This window comes from Leptolyngbya boryana PCC 6306 (assembly GCF_000353285.1).
GTDB classification, from domain to species: Bacteria; Cyanobacteriota; Cyanobacteriia; order Leptolyngbyales; family Leptolyngbyaceae; genus Leptolyngbya; species Leptolyngbya boryana.
In genome coordinates this window covers 1,319,907-1,346,774 of sequence record NZ_KB731324.1, presented here as the reverse complement: position 1 = coordinate 1,346,774, position 26,868 = coordinate 1,319,907, and the positions used below count along the sequence as shown (strand labels likewise).

The following is a 26,868-nucleotide window of genomic DNA, read 5'->3' as shown; positions in this document are numbered from 1 at the left end:
GCATTGCAAACTTAATCCACTGCGATCGGAGCTTGAACTAAATCGACAAAACTGACCTGGCGTAAGCGATCGAGTTCTGTGATACGTTGTTTCTCAACGTAAGCTTTTTGCTGATAAAACTGTCCCAGATCAGGCGTAGTACTGAGATCCGTTTTCTGCCAAAGATCGAGGAAGTGGCGATAGCGTTTTTCACACATTACCCGCTCAATGCCTGCGGTAGCAGACCGAATCACAAGCGGCGCGCGCAAGATATCTCGCTGTGTTTTTTCATCGAGTTCAAACAGCGAATAGACTTGAGACATCTCGCGGGGGAAATTGTGTGTGCGATCGCGCAATTGTTCCAGCAAATCGACCTCTAGACTGTCATGCTCAATGTCTGTGATTTGTCGCCAGAGAAATCGGTGATGAGACAGACTGAATTCTAGATCTTGAGCAGAAATTGCGTTGCGAAGTTCTACCCGGTATTCAGGAGCATGGAGGTAGAGACGCAACAATTGCGCTTCGCATTCTTCAAGTAAATTGCGATCGCCCGGAGTTTGCCATTTCTGCGATCGACCGTGCCAGCGTTGTCCTCGAACTTGAAGCCGCAGATTTTCTTCGATCTGTTGAGTGAGACGGCTATTGCCTTGGCTCAGCAGTTCTGAGCAATGATGAATGTAGTGCGTTCGCAGGGAGGGATTGGGCAGGTTTCCGAGAAGTGCCACGATCGCCATAACTGCCTGTTGGAATTGATCAGATTGTTTCAGGTCTTGATTCGAGATCGCTTGATTAATTTGCCAATCGAGCCAGAGAGGAGCGTGATCGAGCAGATCTTGATACGCTTTTGCAGAGTGATTCTTAAGAAAATCATCGGGATCTTTTCCGTCCGGGAGATTTAGAACCCGAAGTTGCACTTCTCCTTGATAGGCAAGCGTAGCAACTTCTCCGATCGCGCGTTCTGCGGCTTGAACGCCTGCGCGATCTGCATCAAAGTTGAATACAACGCGCTTCGATTCGGTATAGCGAAGGAGTTGCTTGACTTGAGCAATGCTGAGCGCCGTTCCGAGAGACGCAACCGCATTCGTCACTCCAGCAGCATGAAGCGCAATCACATCGAAATAGCCTTCGACAACCACCGCTTGATCTTGTTTCGCGATCGCGCTTTTTGCTTTGTCTAGCCCAAACAGCGTTCGACCTTTATCAAAGAGTTCGGTTTCTGGAGAGTTGAGGTATTTTGGCTGTTCATCTGTCAGAGTTCGTCCTCCAAAGCCAATCACCCGACCCTGACTATCTTGAATCGGAACCATTAAGCGATTGCGAAAGCGATCGTAATAGCCGTCTCCAGTTTTCCGAGGCACGAGCAGACCTGCTTTTTCGAGTAAGACGATCGGATATTTCTTTTGTTCAACTAAGTATTTGCAAAGAATGTCCCAACCCGCCGGAGCGTAACCGAGTTGGAATTGCTGAATCGTTTCGACAGAAAGTTTGCGATCGCGGCGTAAATAAGCTAGAGCATCGGCTCCTTGAGGCTGCTGTAAGGCGTGCTCGTAAAATTTCGCGGTAATTGCCAGAATTTCGTAAAGCTGTTCTCGAACTGACAATTGACGTTGAAGTTCCTGGCGATCCTCCGCTTGTAGAGTTTGAACAGGAACTTGGTACTTGCGTGCCAGATCGAGCACAACTTCGCTAAAGTTGCGTTTGCCTAACTCCATTAAAAACTTAATCGTATTGCCGCCTGCACCACAGCTAAAGCAGTAATAGAATTGTTTACTGGGACTAACTGTGAAGCTAGGGGATTTGTCGTCGTGAAATGGGCATAAGCCAACGAAGTCTTTACCCTGTTTTTTCAGGACGACATGTTCCGAAACAACGTCTACAATATCAGCGCGTTGTTTGACTTGCTCGATCGTATCGGGATGCAGGCGAGGAACGTTCATGATCGGCTCTTCGTTGGTACACCTATTCTAGCAGATTCTTTGGGGAATACGCTGTAAATAGGAATGAGTTAATCCAGTGTACGCTATCTGTAGCGTTCGACCGAAAGTTTAACACTCTAGATTGGATCATGCAACTTACGACCACTCGACTTCAAGCTCAGATTCAATTCATTGTCGAAATTGACAAACTGAAGCATGTGCTCCGACAGACGATTTTGATGGATCAGTCACGGCGAGAAAATGATGCGGAGCATTCTTGGCATCTGGCGATGATGGCGATCGTGCTTTCTGAATACGCTGATCCAGCGGTGAATTTGCTGCGAGTTCTCAAAATGGTGCTGATTCACGATTTGGTAGAAATCGATGCAGGAGATACGTTCTGTTACGATGCGATCGCGCTGCAAGATCAAGAAATTCGAGAGCAGAAAGCGGCAGATCGATTGTTTGGCATGTTGCCGGAAAATCTTGGGGCAGAATTGCGATCTCTCTGGGAGGAATTTGAGGCGAGAGAATCTTTAGATGCTCAGTTTGCAGCAGCCCTCGATCGGCTTCAGCCTTTATTGCATAACTACAATACGCAGGGTGGAACTTGGAAAAAGGCAGGCGTAACGGTTGAGAAGGTGAGAAAACGGATGGAGCCTGTTGCGATCGGGTCTCCGGTGCTAGGTGAGTTTGTAGAGAACTTGATTCAGGATGCAGTACGGCAAGGGTTCATCAATCCTGCTGCTGACTAGATTGGAAAGCTAAGTAACTCTCTACTGTTCCAAACACCAATTTTTTTGGAGAATATGCTGCGAGCACAGCATGGCAACGGGATAAAGCCTCTCATCTCCACTGCTTAAATTATGATGTATAGATCCAATCACTTCTAGAAGTGCAGTGTAGAAAGCTGATAAGTGAGTTGCAAATTATGACTGAAATCGTATTTCTCATTGAAGATGCACCCGAAGGAGGCTACAGCGCTCGTGCATTAGGCGAATCAATCTTCACTGAAGCCGACGATTTCGATCGCTTACGTGAAGAAATCCGCGATGCGGTTCGCTGTCACTTCCCAAACGAGCAAACCCGCCCAAAACTCATTCGTCTACACTTTGTCCGGGATGAGGTCATTGCTTCGTGAAACTTCCCCGTGACCTCTCTGGTTTAGAACTCGCCAAGCTACTTGAAGCATTCGGCTACAACATTGATCATCAAACAGGAAGCCATTTGCGCTTAACCACAGAGCGCAATGGGGAACATCACATTACAATCCCCGCTCACAATCCGCTTAAAGTTGGAACCCTTTCTGCAATTCTAAGAGATGTCGCTGATCATATGGGTTTAAGCCGAGATGAGCTACTCACTGAGCTATTTCAAAAGTAATCCTCAAATGCTCACTGTTCCCGAATAAGAGAAGTGCGATTGCCAAAAATTTGCTGCTCGTCGTACTGTCATGCTCAATGCTCCCTGCAAGAAATCATCACTCGTTCTCAGTTAACGCTGCATGAATTGCTAACCAAATACAAACAGGTTCACTGCTTGTATAGCTCACACGATGTTTTTGATGGGCTGGAATGAGTAAGTAATCTCCAGCTTTCAAATCGATCGTACTTTCATCCTCAAACATCAATTGCGCTTCACCTTGGAGCAGAATGACCCATTCATCACGCGATTGGTCATACCACTGATCAGGTGGGGTGGTTTGCCCGGTTGAAATAATGCGCTCGATCGAGATTTGATCCGTTTCACACAACGACTCAAATAGTTCTCGATCGAGCTTTCGACCTGTTAAATCAAAGATATTATCCGTCAAGGTTTCCCCCAGGAGCCAGCTTCACAACGTAGTAGACGATTTAAGGTTGAGATCGCTTTCGCATCTTTCGAGGTTTTCACTCGTCGCTCCATAGCAACATTCGTCAGTTCCATCGAGAGACGAACTAAGTACGCTTCATCTTCGGCTGTCTTCACTAGGTCGGGTTTCATTGCTTGCAGATTACCCCGAAACGATCGAGCCGGATCGAACTTGAATTGTTTGCTCAAAGACTCAATAACAAAGCGTTGTTCAGGACGCGCAATCTTAGCAAGTGGTGCGATCGGTTGTCCTAAAATCTGCTCTTGCATTGTTGGGTTGCTTACTTGCCGTTGTAGCCAAGCTTCAGAAGTAGAAATTGGCAAATCAGTCGTGAACTTATCGACTTTTGCATAAGCATGAGCTTCAGAGTATGCAATGCGCCCGTCTTTGTTGTAGTCAGCAGAAGCAACCTTTCGTCCAACCCGATCGCGTCCTGTCAAGCCTGCAAAAAAGCTCGAACTATAGTCCCGATAATCTGCTTCGTTTACTTCTGGAGTGCAACCGACTGAAGGACGGGATTTAATCGTTGCAAAGAACCCGCAGCGAGTTTGCAAAGCAACGCCTTTATTCGGATCACCACCTCGGTAAATCAAATTCGCAAATGAGCCAGAATAGCACTGAGACATCATGGTGACGAAAGGCTTATTCTGTGGCAGACGATCGAGCATTTGCGTAAAATTTTGCACATTCAATTGGCGATCGCGCCACATGAGTAACGTCGAATTGTCTTCGTTCACTCGATTATGTCCGCCATGTCCGGAAAAGTAGAAAAATAAGGGAGTTGAAGATTTCTCTTTTGCTGCTTCTGTCAGCCAAGTTCTCAGATTCGCAATGCTAGAAGCACCTTGTACATTTGGAATTGTATGAGTTTTGTACTGTTCCCGACCTCGCTCATCGAGATATCGCACGGTTTTCTCACCTGTGTTGCCATTTGCGAAGTAAATCGGCGCAACGCTCGGATTGTATCCTAGCTCTTTGAGCGATCGCTGAAAGTACAGCATGTTCTTCTCTAGCGCAATTTCGTTATAAGAAGGTCCACCACCACCGCCAAAGACCAAGAAATTTTGAGCATTCGAGCGCTGACAGGTTGAAGCCTGGGATAAAGAAGGCTGACTAAGTGCTTGGGAATTGGTCAGAGTAACGCTTGCAAGCAAAACCGGGATAAAGCGTCGCATCATAATTGAGCAGAGATTGAGATGTAATTAGAGAAATGATACCCAAACCTATAAAGATTGAATGGCGTAAATCAGCCCCTGACACACCCGTGTGAGAAAGTCAAAATCGAGCGTTTCAATGCGATCGCTCGCTCGATGATAGTGAGGATTTCTCAGATTCGCTGTATCCGTCACCATTAAGGCTCGATATCCCCGATCCCAAAATGCCGCATGATCGCTTCTCCGAGTATCAGGCAGAATCTTACCGCGCATTCCCGCAGGCAGCCATTCACAGCCGACTTGAACACGCCGAATCGATCGACTCAATCGAATCAAATCTGGAATTGTCGGAATATTGCCAATTAACGCGATGAAATTTCCTTGATCCGGATAGAATCTCTCTAAACCTGCTGGATAGCGTTGTGAATTGCGTTCGTGATTACAATACCCAAGCATCTCTAAAGCAATCATTAATCTTAACGGTTCGCCATTCAACGACTTTGCATATTCAGTGTTACCAAATGTATCCGATTGTGTAAAAATTTCTTCTAAATCAAAAGCAACTAACCGAATCGGGCAGCGAGCGGGTTTTTCAGAAAACGCTTTTGCCATTTCCAACAACACCGCGACTCCTGTTGCATTGTCGTCAGCCCCCGGTGAATTGGGAACCGCATCATAATGTGCGCCAATCAGAATCGGGGGTTTGTTCTTCTGCCCTGGTAAGCTCAGAATCCAGTTGTAGTGAGTCTTTTGCCCGACTTGAAACGCATGAGATTCAACCGTTCCCCAGCGTGAGAACTGTTCGCGAATATAGTGTTGAACATAGAAATGACCCTGCGTCGCGAAATATGGATCGCGATCGCGGGCAATCACTTCAACATGCGATCGTAATCGTGCAGTTAACTCTTGCATCTAATTGACGATCGTTAAAGCACTGTGAACATCGGAAGGCAACCGTCTTAAAATTTTGCCTTTCTCCATATCCACAGCAACTAAAATCACTCGACCGCTGACAAACAGAACCGTGTCATCCGTGGATCGAATCTCATACTCGATCGGAAGCCGCACCCCTTCGAGTGCAGTCAAGCGAGTTTTGACGATCGCTTTCATGCCCATTCGCAACGGTTGATGATAGCGAATTGCCAAATCGATCACCGGAAGATTACACCCCATCGCGACCAACTTCGAGAAATCGATACCCCGTGCCTGCAAGAACTCAATTCGGGCTTCTTCTAGCCATTGGATATAGCGTCCATGCCATACGACACCTGCGTAATCCGTATGGTGCGAATAGACAGTAATCGGATAAATAAACCATTCCGGCGGAATCACGGATGGCACAAGATTAGATGTGGGAAGTTGAGGAGACTCTGACACGATCGTACTTCACAAACGATAACAAACGAACTATCAGGGGACAGCAGCCCCTAGACTTGAAACAGGCGCAACGTGGGATTTTCTTTCCCAATTGCCTCACCCTTTTCAAAGTCTACTGAGAAACGAGACAGAAGCGATGATAGAAAAAATCTTATTAGCCGATTCTGGCACTGGGCGTTCTGAAGATATGCTGAATGCACTGCTGGCGATTCCCTCCATTCAACGCGCGATGGTGACGGTGCTGCATGTGGTTCCACCCCAAACCAGTTCAGATTCGATGACGGAGAAATGGGAAGAAGGTGGAAAAACCTTAGCAACTGCAGTCCAATCGCTGAAGATTGATCAGAGCCACGTTTCGGCGATGCTAAGAGAAGGTGACCCGAAAGATCAAGTCCTGAAAGCGGCGGATGAGGTAAACGCTGATCTGATTATTATGGGATCGCGCGGATTGAAGCGATTAGTCTCAATTTTGGAGAATTCCGTCAGTCAGTATGTGTTTCAGCTTTCCTCGCGCCCGATGCTGCTGGTGAAAGATGACATTTTTGTGCGATCGATTAATCGCATTGCTGTTGCCGTTGATAAGTCTGAGTCGTCGAAGCAAGCTTTGAAGATGGCGCTGTTTTTGGCACGCGATATTAAAGGCGGACAAGTAACGCTGATTCACATCGATTCTAATCCCAAAGGGGCTGAGAAAGTGGGAGCAGAAGCAGAAAGAGATCCTGCGTTCGCAGATGCGATCGCGCAAGCGAAACAAGCGGGAGTCGCCTACAAAGCAGTGGTTACCGCTGGAAAAGCAGGTGAAGCAATCTGCCGGGTTGCAGATGAGACGAAGGCAGATCTGCTGATCTTGGGATCGCCCGATCGCCGTCCTTCGATCGCGAAAGGATTGCCCGATCTCGATCGCTTATTAGGAACATCGTTGTCTGACTATGTGCGAGTCTATGCAAATTGCCCCGTGTTATTGACCCGAACGCTCGGGTAATTTCAATTTCGGTTCCAATAAACAATGGGTAGAGTATGGATGATTCCGTCTCTACCCGTTTTACGCTTCCAATTTGATCTGCATACAATCTAAGAGTTCAAATCGACTGTCACCTCAGCCGACATTCCAGGTGTCACTGCCGATTCAAATCCTCGAATCGACTCTCGATCGAACACAACTTTCACCGGAATGCGCTGCACGACTTTGGTAAAGTTCCCAGTCGCATTATCAGGCGGCAAGAGCGCAAACTGTGCCCCAGAAGCAGGAGAGACACTCTCAATCCGTCCTGTAAACTCATGATGCGGGAACGAATCTAATTTAATCTCAACTTTTTGTCCGGGATGCATCTTCTCAAGTTGGGTTTCCTTGAAATTCGCAGTCACCCAGTATTGATCATCCACGATCGCTAAAAGCGGAGTGCCCGCCTGAACCTGTTGCCCAGTCTGCACATTCTTCCGTCCCACTCGTCCACTGACCGGAGCCGTAATCGTCACATATGCCAACTGCTGCTTCGCATTCTTCAACGCGACTTGAGACTGATTAATCGCAGCTTGCGCTGTCTGATAATCACTCTGACTTACCTGGGTCTGAACATTTTGTGCCTGTGCCTGCTGCAATTCCCCTTGTGAAGATTCCAAGCCAGCTTGTGCCGTCGCAACGCCTTGTTCAGCTTGTGCGACCTTCGCCTGGGCTTGTCTAACGCCTTCACTCGCAGAATCGCGCTGAGCGCGCGCCACTTCATACGCTTGCCGCGCCGTATCCAGCTCCCGCCGTGATACTGCACCCGAACTGAACAACTGATTAAACCGATTGTAGTCCGCTTGAGCCTTGGCTAAATTCGCATTCGTTTGCGCTAAGTCGGCTTGCGCTCTCGGCACTCCAGCTTGGGCTTCAGCAACTTGTGCCTGAGCTTGTGCGATCGCGGCTTGAGCCGTACCAATTCCACCCTGAGCTTTTGTATTCGATGCAGTTGCATTTTGACCGGAGAGCGCAACATTCACCTGTGCAGTATTCGCCTTCTGTTGCGCCGCCGCTAAATCCGCTTGCGCCTGTTGTAATTTAATTTGAAAATCTCGATCGTCTAGCCGAATCAACGGCTGACCCGCTTTCACGTCTTGGTTATCATCAACTAACACCTGATCGACCGTTCCTGAGACGCGAGAACCGATCGAGTGAATATTACCCGTAACCGTTGCATTATCTGTACTCTGGTGCGTTGAAGCGTATTGCCACCAGTTGTACCCAAAGCCACTTGCTGCGATCGCACCAACACCCAAGCCTGCCAAAATTAGCTTCATTGGCTTCTTGCGGCGAGTCGCCACAGGCTGCTCTGGAGGAGCAACAACTTTAGGAGTCACTTGATCGAGCTGCGGCGCAGGTTTAACTAACTTGTTTTCCTGAACTGGAGCATGATCATCAAAAGATGCAGAACTCATAATTCACTCAAAATGTGAGGAGCAGTAAAGCAGAAATCTATTTCCTTAGAACCCTAAGGATTTGCATAAATTCATAATACCACAATTTAATTCGAGCACTAACTGTTTGTACTATAACTATGGTCGGATTTCCGCAAAATTCAAAACCTGCTTCTAGAGAGATTTCTTAACTTAAATCCAGGCTTCACAGCCGTCTCAGGATTGAATATGTTAGCATCAGTGCAAATAAGCACGTCTTAGAAATCCGAATGGGAAAGGTTCTGGTGCTCAATGCCTCCTATGAACCGCTCAATATCACCAGTTGGCGGCGAGCAGTTGTCCTGCTAATCAAAGGCAAAGCTGAGCAAGTCGAGCATAACGGAAAGTTCGTTTATTCGGGGTTCCCACTCCCCACGGTGATTCGGCTGCGCCATTATGTGCGTGTGCCTTACAAAGAGATTCCCCTCACCCGCAAGAATCTCTTGCACCGAGATTCACACTCCTGTCAGTATTGTGGCTATACAGGCGATGACTTGACCCTGGATCATGTGATCCCGCGATCTCGAGGCGGAGCAGATACTTGGGAAAATATTGTGACTGCCTGTGTGCGCTGCAATGTGAAGAAGGGCAATCGCACGCCGAAGGAAGCATCGATGCCTTTATTCACGAATCCACACCGACCGCACAGTGGGCTTTATTTTGAGGTGACGAAGCATGTCAAAAATGGCGTGAACCAGGAATGGCAGAAGTACGTCATTGGTGGAGTGCGAGAAGATTAGTTCCAGCCAGAAGTGATGTAGTTTACGATCGCATTCTCTCTCTTATGAGAGAAATCGAACAAACCGATCTGCCGTTTTTTGAAGTTTTTTGCGAAGATCAAGAAGTGCCTACGATCGATCATGTCTAAACAGGATGGGATCGACTGAGGCTGGTTCTATTTTTCGCACAACTTTAACGTATGCAATCTGATTCAACTGTGCCCCTCTCTTCATTTGTAACAATGGAACCAGACTCCGGTATTTCTGGGCTGAATCCGACTGAGGTTCAAATTATTTCATCCCCTCAAACTTCTAACGGATCGAATTATACGACCGAATCGCGCGGAAGATTTCCTTACGAAGTGGTTCGATCGTCTGAGCAAGAACAAAAAATTGAAGCTTTTCGCCAAGTTCTCGAACGACATCGAGGCGAACGTCAAATTATTCTGCTTCAAGATTTCCCTGACCCAGACGCACTCTCTTCAGCTTGGGCATACAAATTAATCGCTCAAAAGTTTGAAATTCAGTGCGAGATTGTCTATGCCGGAATGCTTTCGCACCAGGAAAATATCGCCCTTGTTAAGCTCACAAATTTACCGCTCCAACGTCTACCGATTCAAACTGCGAAAACGAAAGATTTTTCAATTTATAAAGGATGTGTCCTGATCGACAATCAGGGAACGACGAGCCAACTTCTCACGTCCGTTCAGCAGGCGAATATTCCAATTACCGTGATTATTGATCATCACAGTATGCAAGATGACCTCAAAGCTGAATTTATCGATATCCGCACCTACACCCGTGCCACTGCCACGATTCTGACCCAGTACATTCAATCGGGAATGTTGAAGCTGGATACGAGTACGCCTGAGCATGTGAAGTGTGCAACGGCGCTCATGCACGGATTGCGCTCAGATACGAATCGCCTGATGCAGGCGCAGGAAGAAGATTTTCTGGCTGCGGCTTATTTGAGTCGATTTTACGATGCGCAACTGCTGAATGCAGTGATGCAATCTTCGCGATCGAAGCAAGTCATGGAAGTGATTGAGCGATCGCTGAAAAATCGCATGGTACAGAATAATTTCTCGATCGCGGGAGTGGGTTATTTGCGATACGACGATCGTGATGCGATTCCGCAAGCTGCGGACTTCTTGGTTACTGAGGAGAATGTCCATACTGCGGTCGTTTACGGGATTGTTCACGACGAAGATGAAGAACTCGAATTCGTCGTGGGATCGCTGCGAACGAATAAAATTACGCTTGATCCCGATGAATTTATTAAAGAAGCGTTTGGACAAGATGCTCACGGCAGATTCTTTGGCGGAGGACGATCGCAAGCGGGGGGATTTGAAATTCCCATGGGATTTTTATCTGGATTTACAGAGAATAGCGACTATGCCAAAACAAAATGGTCAGTCTTTGATGCTCAGGTCAAACAAAAGCTATTGCGCCTAGTCAACCCGGATCAAAATTATCCAAAAGGCGTGAATTAATCCCAAGGTAGAGGATTGAGGGGCAAAGGGTGCTGTAATGATCCGTGTAGTCCTTCAATCTTCTGTAGATATGGAACTTTATCTGATCCGACATGGCTTAGCCGGACAACATGGCGACTATCCTGATGATGATCAGCGTCCTCTGACTCCAGAAGGGGAGCGTAAAACAGAACAGGTTGCAAAGCGAATGCGATCGCTCGATTTAAAATTTGATCTGATTCTGACCAGTCCTCTGACTCGTGCCAAGCAAACGGCTAAAATTTTGCAAAAAGCAGGGTTGAGCGATGCATTAGAAACTGCTGGCTACCTTGCCCCAGGAGGCGATATTCAGAATTGGCACGCTTGGGTTGAGAGTTGGCGATCGCCCGACAAAGCATTAGCGCTGGTTGGACACGAGCCGGATCTCAGCAGTTGGGCAGAGTTACTGATTTGGGGAGAAGTGCGCGATCGCTTCATTCTAAAAAAAGCGGGTGTGATCGGCTTAGAGCTTCCCGAGAGCGGAAGTGCGCTCTCCAATAGCCAACTATTCTGGCTAACTCCGCCTCGGTTGTTTCTGTAAACAAAAAATGCGATCGCATCGTTCAGCATTGAGAGTTTGCCTTTGTTGGCTTGGCTAACTGCGATCGTGTCTCTTACCAATTCATTTGCTCTCAAGTTCGCCTTTCGATGCTTCCGCTAAGAGAGTTCCAATCACACAAGCTCCGATCAGATTTGCGCCTGTTAGGTTTGCATCCTGGAGTTCTGCACAAAGCAGATTCGCACCTGAGAGGTTCGCGCCTGCTAAATTCGCACCTTGCAAATCTGCTTCTTCAAGATTCGCTTCGCTGAGCTGTGCGCCCTGCAAATCTGCTTGAGTCAAGTTTGCACCCAGCAGATTGACTCCACTTAAATTTGCACCTCGTAAATCTGCACCTCGTAAATCAACGCCTTGCAAATTCACGCCCATCAAGTTTGTGCCGCTGAGAAATGCACCGGATAAAGCCGCACGAGTTAGGCGCGATCGCATGAGATTTGCCCCGCGCAAATTACTGCCGCGCAAATCTGCCTCAGTCAAATCTGCCTGCATCAAATTTGCACCCGTCATCGACGCGCGCAAATCCGCCCCAATCAGCTGGCATCCGACTAAATTCGCACCGTCTAAAATGGCTCCCGCCAGCTTTGCGCCTGTGAAATCTGCCCCCGCCAGTTTTGCTCCCGCCAAAATCACGCCGCCCAAATCTGCTTTAGACAGATCTTCATCCTGCAAATCTACGCCCGCGAGTTGCGCTACTTTTCCCGATCGAATCGCCTGAATATCCATTTACCCTCGCTCCGTCACTTTCTCAGATAGATTCAGCAATTCTTCGTCAGAATGAGAATCTAACAACCACATTCCAGCCGCGATTTTCGGCATTTGAATCGGTAGGCTTAACCCTTGCTGAATCGCGCTGACAAGAAGCGTTAAAGCTTCGACGAGCTTTGTATCCCACCGCTCTCCCGCTTCCGCTTGGCACTGAGCGAGCGCATCGGTTAAATTGCTTTGAGTCACGCGCTGTTGAAACTCAGAGAGTAAGCCAAGGATTCTTGATTCTAAAGGAATTTCGTCGCCTGCGAGTCCAGCAGGTTGTCCTTTTCCATTCCAGTGTTCAGATTCATGCGTAATGATCGTTGCGATCGCATTCAATCTGCCCATATTTCTTAAAAGCTGAGCGCCTGGAACGATCGGACAACTCGGCGCGGCATCGGGATCAGGCTCAGTCACCCGTCCAAAGCTTCCTGGACTGAGTACACTATCTGCTCGCTGTAAGAATGCGAGTCGATGCAGCAAGGCAGAGAGCCGTAACCGATTCACCTGCCAAGCCGGAAGATCAAGCAACTGTGCCATCGCGACCGATAGTGAAGCCACTTCAGCCGCAGCATTTGGATTGCTCACATCGGTTTGATCAATCAATTGAGCCAGACGGAGAAAGGCTTGTAGCTCATTGGAAACGAGATTGTTATCTAACGCTTCGTGCTTGTGTTTCGAGTGACCGTCTTGTAAATAGTTCACGACCATCGAAACCGCTTGATAGATTTCGTCTTGGTCGCTACTCTGAGCAGAAATTTCTGCGACTTTTGCCCGAAGTTGATTGGCTAAATCCGGGTTGTAGCGATCGATATGAGCGATCGCAATATTCACCGTCTCTTCGACTAAGCCCTGCTCAAATGTCCAAAAGCCGTAAAACTTCCGCTCTAAGTCTTCTTCTGGCACACCTTGAGTCCCATAGTCTTCAGGCGAGAGTTCCTGACAGAGCACCATGGCGGTATAAGACGGAGCCAAAATCATCAAGTGCCATTCTTGAGCAACCGGATCAGTGGGATCTAAATCGACTAAAGTGACATTCGATCGCTGACTGGTGGGATGTTCTGCAAATCCGGCATCTGCCGTCGCCATGATCACAATTTGGTCGGCTCGATTCGCGATATCGCCATAGCGATCGGCTTCAACGAGATACCATTTTCCCCGCTGGAAAGCAGTAATCACGAGAGGTGCACTCTGACAGGTGAGAATGCAGTCTTCCAGAGCATGACAGAGTGAAACCAGCGTATTTTTGTAATACACACCGAAATTGAGCGGGCGTTTACCGACCTCGCCGGACTGGTGCGCTACTTTTAAATCTTTGAGAATTGAGCCTTCTAACATGAGCGGAAATTAGGGAGCAGTAACAAGTTGAGGATTGGATTTCTCGATCGGAGCAGTTAAGGCTTCTTCTAGATCAGCACGTCCGAGACGTTCTTCTAAAATATCCATGACTTCCCGTCCGAAATCATTGGGATTGCGCTGCCAAGCTTGCAGACAAACTTCACCAAAGAATGATCCCAAAGGTTCTGGATTCCATAACAGTTTGCGAACTGTCCAAGGTTTCACATTCATCGGATCGTATCCCGGCTTCAGAATGTCATTCTTGAGCGCATATTCTTCTAGATGCGTATGAGGTTGCAGCCCGATAAAGAAAATCGCAGGCTCAACTTTGTCGGCTCCGAAGATTTTTTCTAATTCGCGATGATACGCGATCGTTTGTCGAATCGTTTCCGGTCGCTCATCAATCACGTTAAATGAATAATTCACCGAAACAAGATCGTTGAATCCTGCCGCTTTCAAATCTCGGCAGTTTTCTAAGACGGTTCGGAGATTGTACCCCATTCTCATTTTGCGCACGAGTTCCTGAGAGCCGCTGGTAATGCCAATCTCAAAGTAATTCATGCCAGTCTTCACCATCAATTCGGCAAGCTTCGGCGTGAGATTATCCGCACGAATGTAAGCTGCCCAGTGAATATCGGTCATGCCCGCATCCACGATCTTTTGCAGAAGCTCGATCGCATCATCAATATACTTCCTGGCTGGAATAAATTGAGCATCTGTGAACCAGAAGTTGCGAACGCCTTTTTTGTAAAGCTGCTGCATTTCTTTGACGACTTCATCAGCTGGATTGATCCGAACCTGTTTACCTTCAATCACTGTATAGACGCAGTAGCAGCAGTTGTGGGGACAGCCGCGCTTGGTCTGGACTCCAATATAAAAGTCTTGAGATTGAAAATAGTATTCAAATTCGTCCCAGATCGACGCAATGTAATCGTAATCGCAAGCAGCTTTCTCGATCGGGTTGGGAAATTCGTGAATCATGCGATCGCGCGGTTTCGTCTCGCCGACGATATAACACCGCTCATCTAAGAAATCTTCACCCCGCAGCAGTTTTTCGAGCAGCGTTTCCCCTTCGCCCACCGATACGATCGTGCCTTTCGGCAAACTTCTCGCAACTTGCTCATAAAACACGCTCACTGCGCCCCCACCCACAACCAATTTGGCATCTGGATGATATTTGCGAGCGCGTTTGAAGCCCCGTTTGATCAGATTGGCATTGCGCCACAATTCGCCGTAATAGCCTGAAGCGATTCGCAGTAAGCCAAGCGCGCCTCTCGCCTTCAAGAACGGATTTAAAGCGTAGTAGTACTCAAAGGTGTATTGCAGTGGATTTCCCCCGCGGCCCCCCACAGGTGCGTAAATCTGAATGTCGCGCCAAGAATAGACCAACAGCGTTGGCTTGAACTGATCAATGCAATCATCCAGCGCTGAGGCGTAATCCAAAGGCGGGACTGTGCCCAAATCTAAGATTTTTTGGATGATGTCAGGAAACTGCTTGTGAACGTGATCGGCAAGATACACGGCTCCAATCGGAAAAATCGGATTACAAGGCAACCGGACGTAGAGAATGCGAGTTTCCATAGCCTTCATGGGTGAGGAATCCATCAGCGTTGATTCATCGGATCAATGGATCCTGAGTAATTTTCACATAACTTTACGATATCACTGACTCTCGTTCTCTGCATGGATTGTCCTCAAGAAGCATCCACGCGATCGCAAAACAGCCTTAATCTTTTTTGAGAACTCTGTATTTTTACTGCACAAAGTATTCAGGTATGAACTAAATTTAATTTTTTGCGTTGAAGACTTACAAGTTCTCAATCTCAAAGCATAAATCGTCTTGAAAAGAAACCGTTGGTAATCACCTTTACAGTTGTTAGAAATCCGGCAATGTTAGTGTCAAGGTACTTCGCTACTTATCTAAGGGGTTTCAATCGCCATGCCTCAAATTCTTGATCCCGTTCCTTCTAATGGATCTGATCCCGTCCTTTGTTGTTATGTAAATGCTACAAGTCAAATTCAAATTGCTCGGATTACAGATGTGCCAAATTGGTACTTTGAACGAGTCGTTTTTCCAGGTCAGCGATTGATCTTTGAAGCAATCGTGACAGCTCATTTGGAAATTCATACTGGCATGATGGCAAGTGCGATTTTGTCAGATACAATTCCTTGTTCAACTCTGATTGTGACGGAGGGAGACGAGGATGCCTCCTTTCGCCAAGAGCTGAGGTCAATTCTGGCAACTCCAGCGGAATCCTAAATTTTTTCTGCAATTTTTATAAGAAAAACCGCTTCGTCTATCGATTTGCTTAGTAAAAGGTGTGGGGATTCGTTAAGAAACAACCGCGATCGCATTTTGATCGCGGTTGTTTTTTGCACAATGAGAAGGCGAGTTAGGTAGAACGTTTTGGATTTACCGTCCTTTCTTTGGTTATGGCGAATTGCTGCTTGGGCAATGGGTTTGACGATCGTGGCGTATTTGCTTCAAGCAGCAACGGGATCAGGATTATTATTTGGCATCAAATGGGTGAGATCGCTGCATATTGGCGTAGGAATTGCGATCGCGATTTTAGTCTTGGTCTTACTGGGAATTGGCATTGTCGGAACCCTAGGGCATTACGGCAGTTTAGGTCATTCCAATCATTTATGGTCGGGGCTGGCTGTCGTTGAATTGGTATTTCTTTCTGCCTGGAGTGCTGTACAGATTCCCACTCAGCCTTGGGCACGTTCTGTTCACATTGGCGTGAATTTTCTCTTATGCTTAGGGCTAATTTGGGTCTCGATCACCGGGTGGGAAGTGGTTCAAAAATATCTTTCTTGACTCTCTTTCTTGGATCTTTAGTAAAAGGTATCGAAATTACTCTTCAAAAAGCGATCGAGATCCGCAAACGAGCAAGCATGAGTCGGAGTTGGCGTATCGTAACCTTTGAGATCAACGTTATATCGCTCAAAGAACGCCAACTCACCTACATGACTTGCCAGATGCCGATACGTCGTTTCACCCATCGCAATATCGAGTCCGATTTGTTTCGTTGCTGTTTCTAATCGAAATGCCGCATTCACGGTATCACCCAATGCTGTGTAATCGGGTCGATCGCCGCTACCTGTGTTACCGACCATCGCAAATCCCGTATTCACACCTGCCCCGATCCGAATCGGAAATGGCAAGGGATAGTCTCGATACAAATCACTCGTCATCTTATGAAGCGCATTAATCGCCTGACAGATTCGTAGTGACTCATCCCGCTCGACTCCATGCGCTCCATGCGTCCAGACCGCCATCACCGCATCGCCAATATATTTATCGACCCAACTGCCATACTCTCGAATAATCTCACCTGCTTGGCGAAACCAAGTCCCGATCATCTCAGAAAGAATGCTTTCGTCTAGCTGACGCGTCAGAATCGTAAAATCGCGAATATCAACAACCAAAACCGAGATTAAACAGCGCACTGAGAGCGCTGCGGTTGCCGTGAAATCTTTAGAGTCGAGATCGCTCGACGGAGCAGGACGATTCATAGGGCAGAAGAAATCTAGTTCAGTCTGTCCAAACGTGAGACGATCGCCATTCTGCAATGTCACCGGAATGCTCACCCGCCGCCCATTCACAAAAGTGCCGTTGCGACTGCCGAGATCGATCAAATAATATTCTCCCGTTTCCATCCATTGCAGCATGGCATGGTTACGTGAAATCCAGCGATCGCCAATCACAAATGTGTTATCCTCGCTCCGTCCAATTGTCCAGCAGCTATTACCCACTAAAGGCAAGCGCTGACGATTGAGATCGCTATGTAGGATGAGATGAGGAATAGGTTGGAGAGTTACCACAGGCTCAACAAGGAAAATAAGGTCATTCTTTCCTTATGATGCAACGCTTGCGATGGAAATGTGTCAGTAGTAGCGCTTGTAATATAAAGGTGAAGTGAATTATTTTTTACTGTATTTTCCGCAGTATTCAACTGAGAGAAATTGCGTGCAATCGCGCTATCTACGAGTTTATGCCAGGGTTGCTGCAATCCAGAAAAGACTGTCAACTAGAATGGTACTGAGAACAGCACCACCAAATGCTACCCAATGCGGCGTTTTCACCCGCAGCGAGAGAACACCGATTACAAGGAGTAGCGTAGCTAGTGAAATCACCCAGAAAATGCCATGAGGTGTGTACATTTGCATAAGAGCTTCTTGAAAGATCGGCTGCACTGCATCTGGTTCTACCTGCATTAATCGCCGCCAATACGGAATCAAGTCACTCACGTAGAAATATAAATCAGTGATTGCAGTTCCAAAGAGGGAGCCTAAGTAGAAAAAGTTTCCAAGTTTGCACCAATTCTGCCGCAATCCCCAGATCGCGATCGGCAGCCCAATCGCTTCGATCGGTAAATGTAACGTGGGTTCCCAACGCATCCACCCCCAGTAAAGCGAGCCAGCAAGCCATGTCCAAGTGAATCCTGTGATTAACTCACCCCAGTGTTGTGTTTTTGATTTCGCAGAAAGCGCGATCGAGACCCAAACCCATACTGAAGTGAGTAAAAGGCAGAGCAGCGGAATCGATCGGACTAAGGGCGCTTCAAAGAACACAGGAACCGACACCAAAAAGACCGATGCACCGAAAATGAGACGATTGCGCGACGGGAGTTGCCGCTCTATCAGAGAAGATTCAGTGAGAGAAGATTTAGAAACCGCGATCACTTCAGCCTCTTGGGATGGGGTGGGGGTGGGCGAATAGGAAATCAAAGGAAAATTTAATCCTGTTCATTTTATTTACTTAACTTAACATTACCATAGGATTTTCTAGGGACGGGAGCCTCAATTTGTAAATCATTCTTAAGGAGAATGCCCCCCCTAGGCATATTTCAGAATAGCGGAACTATCTTGAAATTGCGAATAAATTTAGGAGAACGAATTCAGAAATCGCTGAAATGGCAGTACACTGCACAGCGAGAGTTCTGCTCCTAGTTTTTGAAGGTTGAGAAGCGCATGACCCCACTTTTAGTCGTTGCTAGTGAGAGCAATAGTCTGTTTGCTCTTTTCCAAGGTGTTGTCTTGGGTTTAGTGCAAGGAATTACAGAGTTTCTGCCGATCAGCAGTACGGCGCATTTGATTATTTTTACAGATGTGTTTGGCTGGCAGAACCAATGGAAAAAAGAAGCGATCGATGCGATTCAGTTCGGCAGTGTCATCGCGGTGCTGATGTACTTTTGGAAGGATATTCGGAATATTCTCTCAGGAGCTTTGGGGGCATTTGTGCGCAAGGAGTGGTATCGCGAAGACTGGAAGATCTTTATCGGCATTGTCTTCGGAACAGTTCCAGCCTTAGCGGGTGGCTTGATGCTCAAAGAGTTGGGCGTAAAGTTAGAGAGTGCGACACTAATTGCTGTGATGTCGATCGTGATGTCGCTTTTGTTGGCACTTGCCGAGAAAGTCGGTTCTCGGAAACGGGGGTTTGATGAGCTTGAGGTGAAAGATGGGATTTTGGTTGGACTTGGGCAAATGATTGCGTTGCTGCCTGGAGCCTCGCGCTCAGGTTCGACTTTGACGACTGGCTTGTTTTTAGGATTACGCAGAGAAACAGCGGCTCGATTTTCCTTTCTGCTCGGTCTGCCGACTTTGGCGATTGCCACCTTAGTGCAAACGAAAGACGTGTTACAAGATGGTTCAATGGGAATGCCTTTGCTGTTTGGCATCATTTCAGCGTTTGTGTTTTCGTATTTATCGATCGCTTGGCTGCTGAAGTTTTTGCAGCGTCAGAGTACTTGGGTCTTTGTCTGGTATCGCTTGGCGTTAGGCATCACATTATTAGCCGCAATCGCCACACAAGTTCTAAAGGCTTAAACTAGAGAAGCTGTCAAAGTTCGAGTCATGAGCGAGATTTCTATTCGTCCGGCGTTAATTACTGGGGTGTTGTCGGGTTCAATCGCGCAAGAGATTGGATTTGAGGTGGGCGATCGCATTGTATCGATCAACGGCGAAAAGCCTCGCGATCTGATCGACTATCAGTTTTTGTGTGCGGACGAATTTTTAGAACTCGACGTGATCGATCGCAAAGGAAAAACCCATCAGATCGAAATTGAGAAAGATTATGATGAGGATCTGGGTTTGGAGTTTGAAACGGCTCTGTTTGATGGGTTGATCCAATGTACGAATCGCTGTCCATTTTGCTTTATTGATCAACAGCCTCCGGGCAAGCGAGATAGTCTTTACCTCAAAGATGATGACTATCGGCTGAGTTTTCTTTATGGGAGCTATTTGACGCTGACGAATTTGACTCAGCGCGAGTGGAACCGGATTGAACAGATGAGGCTTTCCCCACTTTATGTTTCAGTTCATGCAACTGAAGCAGATGTCAGAACTCGGTTGCTGAAAAATTCAAGAGCAGGTCAAATTCTCGACCAGATGCGATGGTTCCAAGAACGACAGCTACAGATCCATGCTCAAGTGGTTCTCTGTCCTGGTATCAATGATGGTGAGCACTTAACTCGGACGATCGAGGATCTAGCGCAGTTTCACACAGGAGAGATTCCAGCAGTTGCGTCGATCGCGGTGGTTCCCGTTGGACTGACCCGATTTCGACCCGATGAAGATGAATTGATTCCCGTTTCACCTGAGAAAGCGAGAGAAGTAATTGCCCAAGTACAAGCACTGCAAGCTAAATTCCGAAAAGAGCAGGGCAGTACGATTGTTTGGTTAGCAGATGAGTGGTTCTTAATCGCTGGAGCCGATTTACCCCCAGAATCGCACTATGAAGACTATCCACAAATTGGTAATGGTGTAGGTTCGATTCGATTGTTCCTAAAAGAGTTTGAAACAGCAGCACAACGACTTCCGCAGAAGATTGCTCCTGCGCGTGAGTATACTTGGGTCGTGGGAAATGCAGTTGAGAGAGCATTTTTGCCGATTCTCGATCGCTTAAACCAAGTTCAAGGTTTGACGGTCAAAATGGTTGCTCTGAATAGCCAGTACTGGGGTCAGAGCATGACTGTCACAGGGCTACTGACTGGGCAAGACATTTTGGCAGCACTGCAAGGGAGAGCGCTCGGAGACGGAATTCTTTTGCCGTCTTTGATGCTGAAACAAGATGCAGCCGTATTTTTAGATGACATGACTGTGGCAGATTTGGAGCATCGATTGGCAACGAAAATTACGATCGTTCAAGGAGTTGAAGGTCTGATTGAGGCTTGCCAATCGATGCAGGCTATTGCGGTTTAATTGCAGTTGCTAGATAGCTCTGCCCACTCGCAACTATGCAAATATTGTTAATCAGGCTTGCGAACTCGTTCTTCGATATCTTCCAAGGTTTTGAGTACTAGTCGTTTTGCTTGGAGTCGCCAGCCGAGTTTTTGAATTTGGAAGGCGATCGCGCCTCCAGCGATGGTGGCAACAAAATCTAACGGTTGCGACATGGAAATGCCAAACAATAAACCCAATCCAGCAATTCCCCAAAATGGTAGTGCAACCGTTTGACGCTGATCTTCAATGATTTTGCGAATTGGATCAGTTGGCATTTCTGCTAAAAGTTGCTCTTTGACTTGCTTTTGCTCATTGGCAGAAACCGATAAACCAATTTTCTGTCGGAGCTTTTCAATTTTACGGGCATCGGTACTGTACTGTGTCAGTTCATCTTCTGCCATGAGAATTAAGCGATCGTACTGTCCCATTCTGTTTTGAATAACTCGCCTCCTCTATTGTTCATCAAATTCTGCTTTAATTCAGGGTTTTACGGTTGGATAAGTTTTTGCCGCAAGATTGTAGCAATCAAACGCAAGCCATTTCCTAGTAGACAACCTTCAACATGCCTAGTCCTAAACGATGAGCAATGACTCTAATTTTTGTTTGTTCTTCAGCACTGAGCGGACTGTCTAACGTCATTGCAGCTTGCAGGACTCGATGAGCATCACTTTGAGCAATTTGACCTGTGGCGAGAATTCGGTCAAGCACCGAGCTAACAGCACCATCAGAGCAGGTGGAATTGGTTTGAGTGTAAAGCATCGCAGACCTCGCTAGAGTAGATGTTCAGTAAGCATTGCAGCTTGTGTTCTTGTTTATACTTTCGTCGGCGAGGCGATGGTTTCCGTACAGCTAAAGTAAAGAATCAGTGAATCTTATCACTCAGAGAAAATACTGAGATGGGTTGCTTGAAGCTGCGATCGCATCTAGAACTGCCCACGCATATCTAATAGCAGCGCTGATCGATCGAACGATTAGATCAACCTTCGTAATTCTTGTAGCAACCCATGAGGAATTGCTTTCACCAGGTTCCGAGTAGATGAAAGCAATTGAGTTAGCGATGCCGATTTCAACAAAAAAGCCCCCAGAAATTCTGGGGGCTTGCAATCTATCACTCAAAGCAACTTTTGTGCTTATTTGCCGATCACTGCTTTCGCACGAGCCACAACGTTATCGACGGTGTAGCCGAATTTCTCCATAGCAACGTTACCTGGAGCCGAGATACCAAAGCGCTCAATGCTGATTATGTCGCCTTCGCTTCCCATGTACTTCTGCCAACCGAAGCTAGAAGCAGCTTCAACCACGAGGCGTTTTTGATCTGCTTTCGGGAAGATGGTGTTCTTGTACGCTTCATCTTGCTCCTCGAACAATTCCCAACAAGGCATCGATACCACGCGGACTTTGTGACCTTCTGCACGAAGTTTTTCGGCAGCAGTTACACAAAGGCTCACTTCACTTCCCGTTCCCACCAAGATGATATCGGGAAGGTCGTCGCTACCGGAAAGAATGTATGCACCACGAGCGACTGCATCGATCGAGCTACCATCCAAGTTCGGCAATGCTTGACGAGTCATTGCCAACAGCGAAGGCTGCTTACGACGCTCCATTGCAATTTTGTATGCACCAGAGGTTTCATTTCCATCCGCAGGACGGAAGACCAACAGGTTCGGAATCGCACGCAGCGATGCAAGCGTCTCAATCGGTTGGTGAGTAGGGCCATCTTCACCCAATGCAACTGAGTCATGAGTCATGACATAAATCACGCCTGCTTCAGACAGTGCAGAAAGGCGAATCGCTGCCCGCATGTAGTCTACAAACACCAAGAAGGTTGCACAGTAAGGAATCAAGCCCGAATTGTGCAATGCAATTCCATTACAGATTGCGCCCATTGCATGTTCGCGGACTCCAAAGCGGAGGTTGCGGTTTTGGTAAGAGCCTTTCTGGAAGTCACCGAACCCTTTCAGCAAGGTCAAGTTCGAGTGAGTCAAGTCAGCCGAACCACCGATCAGTTCGGGAACAACAGGCGCGATCGCATTCAAAGTCTTCTCAGACGTTTGACGAGTCGCTAAGCCTTTATCTTCAGGCGTGTAGACCGGCAGGCACTTTTCCCAACCGTCTGGAAGCTTGCCGCTCAGCAGGCGCTCAAAGGTTGCTGCATCTTCAGGATATTTTGCTTTGTAGTCTGCAAACGCTGCATTCCAATCAGATTCGAGCTTCGCACCGCGCTCGATCGCTTTGCGCCAGTGATTCAAAGCATCTTCGGGAACCACGAAAGGTTCGTAATCCCAACCTAACTGCTTGCGGGTTGCAGCCACTTCGTCACCACCCAAAGCAGCACCGTGAACGCCTGCGGTTCCTTGCTTGTTGGGTGAACCGAATCCGATCGTTGTGCGGATTTTGATCAAGGTCGGCTTGGTCGTTTCTTTCTTCGCTTCTGCGATCGCGGCTTCGATTGCAGCAGTATTGGTATCGCCATCGGGCACAGTGAGAACTTGCCAACCATACGCTTCGTAGCGTTTACCCACATCTTCAGTAAAGGAAACCTCAGTGTCTCCATCGATCGAGATATGGTTGTCATCATAGAGGGCAATCAGTTTACCCAAACCCAGGTGTCCAGCCAGTGAGCACGCTTCACCCGAAACGCCTTCCATGTTGCAGCCATCACCCATGATCACATAGGTATAGTGATCAACAATCGTTGCATCGGGCTTGTTGAATTTTGCAGCCAGGTGCGCTTCAGCGATTGCCAAACCAACCCCATTACAAATCCCTTGACCCAAAGGCCCAGTTGTGACTTCAACACCTGCAGTTTCAAAATTTTCTGGGTGTCCAGGCGTGCGCGATCCGAGTTGGCGGAACTGTTTGATATCGTCGATCGTCACACTGTCATAGCCCGCTAAATAGAGCAATGCATATTGCAGCATTGAGCCGTGACCTGCGGACAGCACGAAGCGATCGCGGTTGAACCACTGCGGATTTTTGGGATTAAACCGCATGAACTTGTCCCATAGCACGAAGGACATCGGAGCCGCACCCATCGGCAATCCTGGGTGTCCGGATTTTGCTTTCTCAACGCCATCGATCGCTAAAAAGCGAATCGAATTAATGCAAAGTTCTTCGAGTGACTGGGCTGCAACGACCATGATTTCTGTTAAGAATGAACGACGAGTGGGCAATAACGGAAGAATTCGATCAAATCCGAATACTTGATTCCATTATGAAGAAAAGTAGGCACAAATACCTAATCAGAAAAAGCTATCAAAGGCTGTCAATTGATAACAGCCTCCTAATAATCCTAGATAACGGTAGCCAGTTCAAGTTTATGGCTCAAACTTTTTAAATGCGATCGTCACATTGTGTCCGCCAAACCCAAAAGAGTTGGACAGCGCAACGTTCACGACATGTTCGCGGCTTTCATTGGCAACGTAATCGAGATCACAAGCTGGATCGGGTTCGACCAAATTAATCGTTGGAGGAACGCGATCGTTGTGGATTGCCATCACGGTTGCAACGGCTTCAATTCCGCCAGAACCGCCGAGCAAGTGACCCGTCATCGATTTCGTGGAGCTGACGAGAATTTGTTTTGCGCGATCGCCCAGAGCAGTTTTAATCGCCATCGTCTCATTTGGATCATTGACGGGCGTACTGGTTCCGTGAGCATTGACGTAATCCACCTGATCCGGAGTGAGTCCGCCATCTTTTAGACAGAACTGAATCGCTCTTGCGGCATCTTTTCCGCCTGGAGTTTGTCCTGTGATGTGATAAGCATCGCAAGTTACGCCATAGCCGACGATTTCAGCGTAAATCTTTGCGCCACGAGCCAGCGCGTGTTCCATTTCTTCGAGCAGAAGAATTCCAGATCCTTCACCTAAGACGAAACCGTCGCGATCTTTATCAAACGGGCGGCTCGCGTGAGTAGGGTCATCATTTCTTAATGAGAGGGCTTTACACGCTGCAAATCCTGCTACTGCAAGCGAAGTGACTGCCGCTTCAGTACCACCGCAAATCATGGCTTGAGCATAGCCGCGTCGCACCCATTGAAACGCATCGCCGATCGCATTCGAGCCAGCCGCGCAAGCGGTCACTGAACAAGAGTTTGGACCTTTTGCACCAATGTGAATCGCCGTAAGACCTGCCGCCATATTCGCAATCATCATGGGAATCATGAACGGACTACAGCGATCGGGTCCTTTGGTCAGGTTAATTTCTTGCTGATCTTCGAGAACTTTCAAGCCGCCAATGCCCGTTCCGATCAAAACTCCGACTTGTTCTGCATTCAGATCATTGATCTCGAAATTTGCATCTGCCAAAGCTTGTTTACTGGCTGCAACCGCAAATTGACAAAAGCGATCCATCCGTTTTGCTTCTTTGCGATCCATATATTGAATCGGATCAAAGCCTTTTACCTCAGCGGCAAAACGACAATCATGCCGAGACGCATCGAATAAAGTAATGGGGGCAATGCCATTACGTCCCGCCATTAGCCCGTCCCAATACTCAGAAAGCGTATTGCCGATCGGCGTAATTGCACCAAGCCCTGTGACAACAACGCGCTTATTTACCGTATTTGTCATGATGTCCAATGAAAAAAGGATGTGGGGATAAAGGATGAGGGACAAGTCACAGTCTTATCCCCCATTCTTCGGAGATTTGACTAAGCCGAGGCTGCAACTTTGCCACTGATGTAATCAACTGCAGATTGAACCGTTGCAATTTCTTCTGCCGCTTCATCGGGGATTTCGATGTCGAATTCTTCTTCGAGTGCCATCACCAATTCAACGGTGTCGAGTGAATCTGCACCTAAGTCGTTTGCAAAACTAGCAGCAGGAACAACTTTAGCGGCATCGACACCTAACTGTTCTGCCACGATCTTCTGGACTTTATCAAAAATTTCGGTCTCGCTCATAAAATTCCTCTTGAGTTGCAGCCGCAACGAATCACACTAAACACAGAAATGCTCATTCATTTTGAGCATCTCTTCATCTTATCTGAATGAAGTCATCTCATATCAGATTCGGGTGCGGTGAACATTTTGCCACGATCGCTGACCAAATTCCTCAGTTTTTCTTAAGATCGGTGTTTTCGAGGCGGTGGGCGCTACTATCAAAGTCGGATGAGTCGGGCAAATTCTATGGTTCTGAAATACGCTTATTTCCCTGGTTGTGTCGCGCAAGGAGCGTGTCGGGAGTTGGATCAATCGACCAAAGCTGTGTCGCGATCGCTCGGAATCGAATTGATCGAATTGAAAAAAGCTGCTTGTTGCGGTTCGGGAACGTTTAAAGAAGATTCTCAACTGCTCGAAGATACGGTCAATGCTAGAAATATTGCTTTAGCTGAAGAATTAAACTTGCCGCTCTTGACGCATTGCAGCACCTGTCAGGGCGTAATCGGGCATGTGGATGAACGGTTGAAATCAGCAGATTCAGAGTATTTGAATCAAGTGAATGGGTTTTTGAACCGGGAAGGATGTTCGCCTTATCAGGGAAGCACTGAGGTCAAACATTTACTCTGGGCTTTGGTGAGTGATTATGGACTCGATGCGATCGCGGCAAAAGTCACTCGCAAGCTCTCAGGTCTTAAATGTGCAGCATTTTATGGCTGTTATCTCTTGCGCGGGCAGGATCGTCCTTTAGATGATCCATTCAATCCCACGTCAATGGAGAACTTATTTGAGGCAGTGGGCGCAACACCGATTCAGTATCGCGGTCGGACTCAATGTTGTGGATGGCCGCTCTCGAGTTATGCAACTGAGCAGTCGTTTCAGATGGCAGGGAAGCATATCAAAGCGGCGATTCAAGCTGGAGCCGATTGTATGGTCACGCCATGTCCGCTGTGCCATTTGAATTTAGACTCGCGACAGCCAGAAGTTGAACAAGTCATTGGAGAGAAATTAGGCTTACCAATTTTGCATTTGCCACAGTTGGTAGGATTGGCGATCGGGATTTCGCCTTCGGAGTTGGGACTCGATCGCCACATCGTTGCCACAAAATCAGTGCTTGCAAAATTAGGAAAATAGAAAAATACTAAGAAATAGTGCCAGGCTTGACACACTAGGT

Annotated in this window: 28 protein-coding genes; 12 read left to right on the top strand and 16 right to left on the bottom strand. The window is 47.4% G+C overall.

Annotated elements, in window-relative coordinates:
- Window positions 1–11 precede the first annotated feature (11 nt).
- Window positions 12–1,916, bottom strand: coding sequence for a DNA primase (dnaG, locus tag LEPBO_RS0106430; RefSeq protein WP_017286720.1), 1,905 nt, complete (start codon window positions 1,914–1,916; stop codon window positions 12–14).
- Between the two features lie 128 nt (window positions 1,917–2,044).
- On the opposite strand from dnaG, the gene LEPBO_RS0106425 reads away from it, so the two are divergent.
- From LEPBO_RS0106425 to LEPBO_RS0106415, 3 genes are all read left to right on the top strand, one after another.
- Window positions 2,045–2,650, top strand: a complete 606-nt coding sequence (locus tag LEPBO_RS0106425) for an HD domain-containing protein (protein WP_017286719.1) — start codon at window positions 2,045–2,047, stop codon at window positions 2,648–2,650.
- A gap of 176 nt (window positions 2,651–2,826) precedes the next feature.
- Window positions 2,827–3,036: a hypothetical protein gene (locus LEPBO_RS0106420; protein ID WP_017286718.1), complete on the top strand. Its 210-nt coding sequence runs from the start codon at window positions 2,827–2,829 to the stop codon at window positions 3,034–3,036.
- Window positions 3,033–3,278: a type II toxin-antitoxin system HicA family toxin gene (locus tag LEPBO_RS0106415; RefSeq protein WP_017286717.1), complete on the top strand. Its 246-nt coding sequence runs from the start codon at window positions 3,033–3,035 to the stop codon at window positions 3,276–3,278. The genes LEPBO_RS0106420 and LEPBO_RS0106415 overlap by 4 nt, the downstream gene beginning before the upstream one ends.
- Window positions 3,279–3,375: 97 nt before the next feature.
- Here LEPBO_RS0106415 and LEPBO_RS0106410 read toward each other — a convergent pair whose 3' ends face one another.
- From LEPBO_RS0106410 to LEPBO_RS0106395, 4 genes are read right to left on the bottom strand one after another with little or no spacing between them, the layout of a single operon-like run.
- Complete coding sequence (locus LEPBO_RS0106410) at window positions 3,376–3,708, bottom strand: cupin domain-containing protein (protein ID WP_017286716.1); 333 nt, start codon at window positions 3,706–3,708, stop codon at window positions 3,376–3,378.
- The gene (locus LEPBO_RS0106405) at window positions 3,705–4,925 is read right to left on the bottom strand and encodes a caspase family protein (RefSeq protein WP_144056152.1); all 1,221 of its coding nucleotides are present in this window, start codon (window positions 4,923–4,925) and stop codon (window positions 3,705–3,707) included. The genes LEPBO_RS0106410 and LEPBO_RS0106405 overlap by 4 nt, the downstream gene beginning before the upstream one ends.
- A gap of 45 nt (window positions 4,926–4,970) precedes the next feature.
- Complete coding sequence (locus LEPBO_RS0106400) at window positions 4,971–5,813, bottom strand: M28 family peptidase (protein WP_017286714.1); 843 nt, start codon at window positions 5,811–5,813, stop codon at window positions 4,971–4,973.
- The gene (locus LEPBO_RS0106395) at window positions 5,814–6,278 is read right to left on the bottom strand and encodes an acyl-CoA thioesterase (protein ID WP_017286713.1); all 465 of its coding nucleotides are present in this window, start codon (window positions 6,276–6,278) and stop codon (window positions 5,814–5,816) included.
- Window positions 6,279–6,414: 136 nt separating this feature from the next.
- Here LEPBO_RS0106395 and LEPBO_RS0106390 point away from each other — a divergent pair, with 136 nt between their 5' ends.
- Window positions 6,415–7,260, top strand: coding sequence for a universal stress protein (locus LEPBO_RS0106390; protein WP_017286712.1), 846 nt, complete (start codon window positions 6,415–6,417; stop codon window positions 7,258–7,260).
- Window positions 7,261–7,349: 89 nt separating this feature from the next.
- Here LEPBO_RS0106390 and LEPBO_RS0106385 read toward each other — a convergent pair whose 3' ends face one another.
- Window positions 7,350–8,696, bottom strand: a complete 1,347-nt coding sequence (locus LEPBO_RS0106385; protein ID WP_017286711.1) for an HlyD family secretion protein — start codon at window positions 8,694–8,696, stop codon at window positions 7,350–7,352.
- A 248-nt stretch (window positions 8,697–8,944) separates the two neighbouring features.
- Between LEPBO_RS0106385 and LEPBO_RS0106380 the strand changes: the two genes are divergently transcribed.
- From LEPBO_RS0106380 to sixA, 3 genes are all read left to right on the top strand, one after another.
- A complete protein-coding gene (locus tag LEPBO_RS0106380) occupies window positions 8,945–9,454 on the top strand; it encodes an HNH endonuclease (protein ID WP_017286710.1) in 510 nt (169 codons plus the stop codon).
- Between the two features lie 221 nt (window positions 9,455–9,675).
- Complete coding sequence (locus LEPBO_RS0106370; protein WP_017286709.1) at window positions 9,676–10,926, top strand: DHH family phosphoesterase; 1,251 nt, start codon at window positions 9,676–9,678, stop codon at window positions 10,924–10,926.
- 70 nt (window positions 10,927–10,996) lie between these two features.
- Window positions 10,997–11,485: a phosphohistidine phosphatase SixA gene (gene sixA, locus LEPBO_RS0106365; protein ID WP_017286708.1), complete on the top strand. Its 489-nt coding sequence runs from the start codon at window positions 10,997–10,999 to the stop codon at window positions 11,483–11,485.
- An 81-nt stretch (window positions 11,486–11,566) separates the two neighbouring features.
- Here the strand turns inward: sixA and LEPBO_RS0106360 are convergent, their stop codons facing one another.
- Genes LEPBO_RS0106360 through LEPBO_RS0106350 form a run of 3 tightly spaced genes read right to left on the bottom strand, consistent with a single transcriptional unit; the run spans window position 11,567 to window position 15,169 of the window.
- The gene (locus LEPBO_RS0106360; protein WP_017286707.1) at window positions 11,567–12,226 is read right to left on the bottom strand and encodes a pentapeptide repeat-containing protein; all 660 of its coding nucleotides are present in this window, start codon (window positions 12,224–12,226) and stop codon (window positions 11,567–11,569) included.
- Window positions 12,227–13,588 (bottom strand): DICT sensory domain-containing protein, encoded by a 1,362-nt coding sequence (locus LEPBO_RS0106355; protein ID WP_017286706.1) that lies wholly within the window; start codon window positions 13,586–13,588, stop codon window positions 12,227–12,229.
- Between the two features lie 9 nt (window positions 13,589–13,597).
- Window positions 13,598–15,169 (bottom strand): photosystem II high light acclimation radical SAM protein, encoded by a 1,572-nt coding sequence (locus tag LEPBO_RS0106350; RefSeq protein WP_017286705.1) that lies wholly within the window; start codon window positions 15,167–15,169, stop codon window positions 13,598–13,600.
- A 358-nt stretch (window positions 15,170–15,527) separates the two neighbouring features.
- Here LEPBO_RS0106350 and LEPBO_RS0106345 point away from each other — a divergent pair, with 358 nt between their 5' ends.
- Both LEPBO_RS0106345 and LEPBO_RS0106340 read left to right on the top strand, forming a co-directional pair.
- On the top strand, window positions 15,528–15,848 hold the full coding sequence (locus tag LEPBO_RS0106345; protein WP_017286704.1) for a DUF1830 domain-containing protein: 321 nt from the start codon (window positions 15,528–15,530) through the stop codon (window positions 15,846–15,848).
- 147 nt (window positions 15,849–15,995) lie between these two features.
- Window positions 15,996–16,409, top strand: coding sequence for a DUF4079 domain-containing protein (locus LEPBO_RS0106340; protein ID WP_026148455.1), 414 nt, complete (start codon window positions 15,996–15,998; stop codon window positions 16,407–16,409).
- Between the two features lie 17 nt (window positions 16,410–16,426).
- On the opposite strand, the gene LEPBO_RS0106335 is transcribed toward LEPBO_RS0106340, so the two are convergent.
- Both LEPBO_RS0106335 and LEPBO_RS0106330 read right to left on the bottom strand, forming a co-directional pair.
- Window positions 16,427–17,416 (bottom strand): adenylate/guanylate cyclase domain-containing protein, encoded by a 990-nt coding sequence (locus LEPBO_RS0106335; RefSeq protein ID WP_017286702.1) that lies wholly within the window; start codon window positions 17,414–17,416, stop codon window positions 16,427–16,429.
- Window positions 17,417–17,584: 168 nt separating this feature from the next.
- Complete coding sequence (locus LEPBO_RS0106330) at window positions 17,585–18,322, bottom strand: DUF3120 domain-containing protein (protein ID WP_017286701.1); 738 nt, start codon at window positions 18,320–18,322, stop codon at window positions 17,585–17,587.
- Between the two features lie 243 nt (window positions 18,323–18,565).
- On the opposite strand from LEPBO_RS0106330, the gene LEPBO_RS0106325 reads away from it, so the two are divergent.
- Both LEPBO_RS0106325 and LEPBO_RS0106320 read left to right on the top strand, forming a co-directional pair.
- The gene (locus LEPBO_RS0106325) at window positions 18,566–19,420 is read left to right on the top strand and encodes an undecaprenyl-diphosphate phosphatase (RefSeq protein WP_017286700.1); all 855 of its coding nucleotides are present in this window, start codon (window positions 18,566–18,568) and stop codon (window positions 19,418–19,420) included.
- 27 nt (window positions 19,421–19,447) lie between these two features.
- Window positions 19,448–20,794, top strand: a complete 1,347-nt coding sequence (locus tag LEPBO_RS0106320; RefSeq protein WP_017286699.1) for a TIGR03279 family radical SAM protein — start codon at window positions 19,448–19,450, stop codon at window positions 20,792–20,794.
- A gap of 47 nt (window positions 20,795–20,841) precedes the next feature.
- On the opposite strand, the gene LEPBO_RS0106315 is transcribed toward LEPBO_RS0106320, so the two are convergent.
- The 5 genes from LEPBO_RS0106315 to acpP form a co-directional block, all read right to left on the bottom strand.
- Window positions 20,842–21,243, bottom strand: a complete 402-nt coding sequence (locus LEPBO_RS0106315; RefSeq protein WP_017286698.1) for a hypothetical protein — start codon at window positions 21,241–21,243, stop codon at window positions 20,842–20,844.
- Window positions 21,244–21,358: 115 nt separating this feature from the next.
- Entirely contained in the window at window positions 21,359–21,574 is a 216-nt protein-coding gene (locus LEPBO_RS0106310) for a hypothetical protein (RefSeq protein WP_017286697.1), read from the bottom strand.
- Window positions 21,575–21,945: 371 nt separating this feature from the next.
- A complete protein-coding gene (gene tkt, locus LEPBO_RS0106300) occupies window positions 21,946–23,955 on the bottom strand; it encodes a transketolase (protein ID WP_017286695.1) in 2,010 nt (669 codons plus the stop codon).
- Window positions 23,956–24,132: 177 nt separating this feature from the next.
- Entirely contained in the window at window positions 24,133–25,386 is a 1,254-nt protein-coding gene (gene fabF, locus LEPBO_RS0106290) for a beta-ketoacyl-ACP synthase II (RefSeq protein ID WP_017286693.1), read from the bottom strand.
- An 80-nt stretch (window positions 25,387–25,466) separates the two neighbouring features.
- Entirely contained in the window at window positions 25,467–25,718 is a 252-nt protein-coding gene (gene acpP / locus LEPBO_RS0106285; protein ID WP_017286692.1) for an acyl carrier protein, read from the bottom strand.
- Window positions 25,719–25,943: 225 nt separating this feature from the next.
- Here acpP and LEPBO_RS0106280 point away from each other — a divergent pair, with 225 nt between their 5' ends.
- Complete coding sequence (locus LEPBO_RS0106280) at window positions 25,944–26,828, top strand: CoB--CoM heterodisulfide reductase iron-sulfur subunit B family protein (RefSeq protein WP_017286691.1); 885 nt, start codon at window positions 25,944–25,946, stop codon at window positions 26,826–26,828.
- The last annotated feature ends 40 nt before the right edge of the window (window positions 26,829–26,868 follow it).

Bases quoted from the DNA above. Each gene is read 5' to 3' on its own strand.
- LEPBO_RS0106405 (WP_144056152.1), bottom strand. From the start codon at position 4,925: ATGATGCGACGCTTTATCCCGGTTTTGCTTGCAAGCGTTACTCTGACC.
- LEPBO_RS0106280 (WP_017286691.1), top strand. From the start codon at position 25,944: ATGGTTCTGAAATACGCTTATTTCCCTGGTTGTGTCGCGCAAGGAGCG.
- LEPBO_RS0106310 (WP_017286697.1), bottom strand. From the start codon at position 21,574: ATGCTTTACACTCAAACCAATTCCACCTGCTCTGATGGTGCTGTTAGC.
- LEPBO_RS0106370 (WP_017286709.1), top strand. From the start codon at position 9,676: ATGGAACCAGACTCCGGTATTTCTGGGCTGAATCCGACTGAGGTTCAA.
- LEPBO_RS0106400 (WP_017286714.1), bottom strand. From the start codon at position 5,813: ATGCAAGAGTTAACTGCACGATTACGATCGCATGTTGAAGTGATTGCC.
- LEPBO_RS0106385 (WP_017286711.1), bottom strand. From the start codon at position 8,696: ATGAGTTCTGCATCTTTTGATGATCATGCTCCAGTTCAGGAAAACAAG.
- LEPBO_RS0106390 (WP_017286712.1), top strand. From the start codon at position 6,415: ATGATAGAAAAAATCTTATTAGCCGATTCTGGCACTGGGCGTTCTGAA.
- LEPBO_RS0106325 (WP_017286700.1), top strand. From the start codon at position 18,566: ATGACCCCACTTTTAGTCGTTGCTAGTGAGAGCAATAGTCTGTTTGCT.
- LEPBO_RS0106350 (WP_017286705.1), bottom strand. From the start codon at position 15,169: ATGGAAACTCGCATTCTCTACGTCCGGTTGCCTTGTAATCCGATTTTT.
- sixA (WP_017286708.1), top strand. From the start codon at position 10,997: ATGGAACTTTATCTGATCCGACATGGCTTAGCCGGACAACATGGCGAC.
- LEPBO_RS0106425 (WP_017286719.1), top strand. From the start codon at position 2,045: ATGCAACTTACGACCACTCGACTTCAAGCTCAGATTCAATTCATTGTC.
- dnaG (WP_017286720.1), bottom strand. From the start codon at position 1,916: ATGAACGTTCCTCGCCTGCATCCCGATACGATCGAGCAAGTCAAACAA.
- LEPBO_RS0106420 (WP_017286718.1), top strand. From the start codon at position 2,827: ATGACTGAAATCGTATTTCTCATTGAAGATGCACCCGAAGGAGGCTAC.
- acpP (WP_017286692.1), bottom strand. From the start codon at position 25,718: ATGAGCGAGACCGAAATTTTTGATAAAGTCCAGAAGATCGTGGCAGAA.
- LEPBO_RS0106345 (WP_017286704.1), top strand. From the start codon at position 15,528: ATGCCTCAAATTCTTGATCCCGTTCCTTCTAATGGATCTGATCCCGTC.
- LEPBO_RS0106355 (WP_017286706.1), bottom strand. From the start codon at position 13,588: ATGTTAGAAGGCTCAATTCTCAAAGATTTAAAAGTAGCGCACCAGTCC.
- LEPBO_RS0106380 (WP_017286710.1), top strand. From the start codon at position 8,945: ATGGGAAAGGTTCTGGTGCTCAATGCCTCCTATGAACCGCTCAATATC.
- LEPBO_RS0106320 (WP_017286699.1), top strand. From the start codon at position 19,448: ATGAGCGAGATTTCTATTCGTCCGGCGTTAATTACTGGGGTGTTGTCG.
- LEPBO_RS0106360 (WP_017286707.1), bottom strand. From the start codon at position 12,226: ATGGATATTCAGGCGATTCGATCGGGAAAAGTAGCGCAACTCGCGGGC.
- tkt (WP_017286695.1), bottom strand. From the start codon at position 23,955: ATGGTCGTTGCAGCCCAGTCACTCGAAGAACTTTGCATTAATTCGATT.
- fabF (WP_017286693.1), bottom strand. From the start codon at position 25,386: ATGACAAATACGGTAAATAAGCGCGTTGTTGTCACAGGGCTTGGTGCA.
- LEPBO_RS0106315 (WP_017286698.1), bottom strand. From the start codon at position 21,243: ATGGGACAGTACGATCGCTTAATTCTCATGGCAGAAGATGAACTGACA.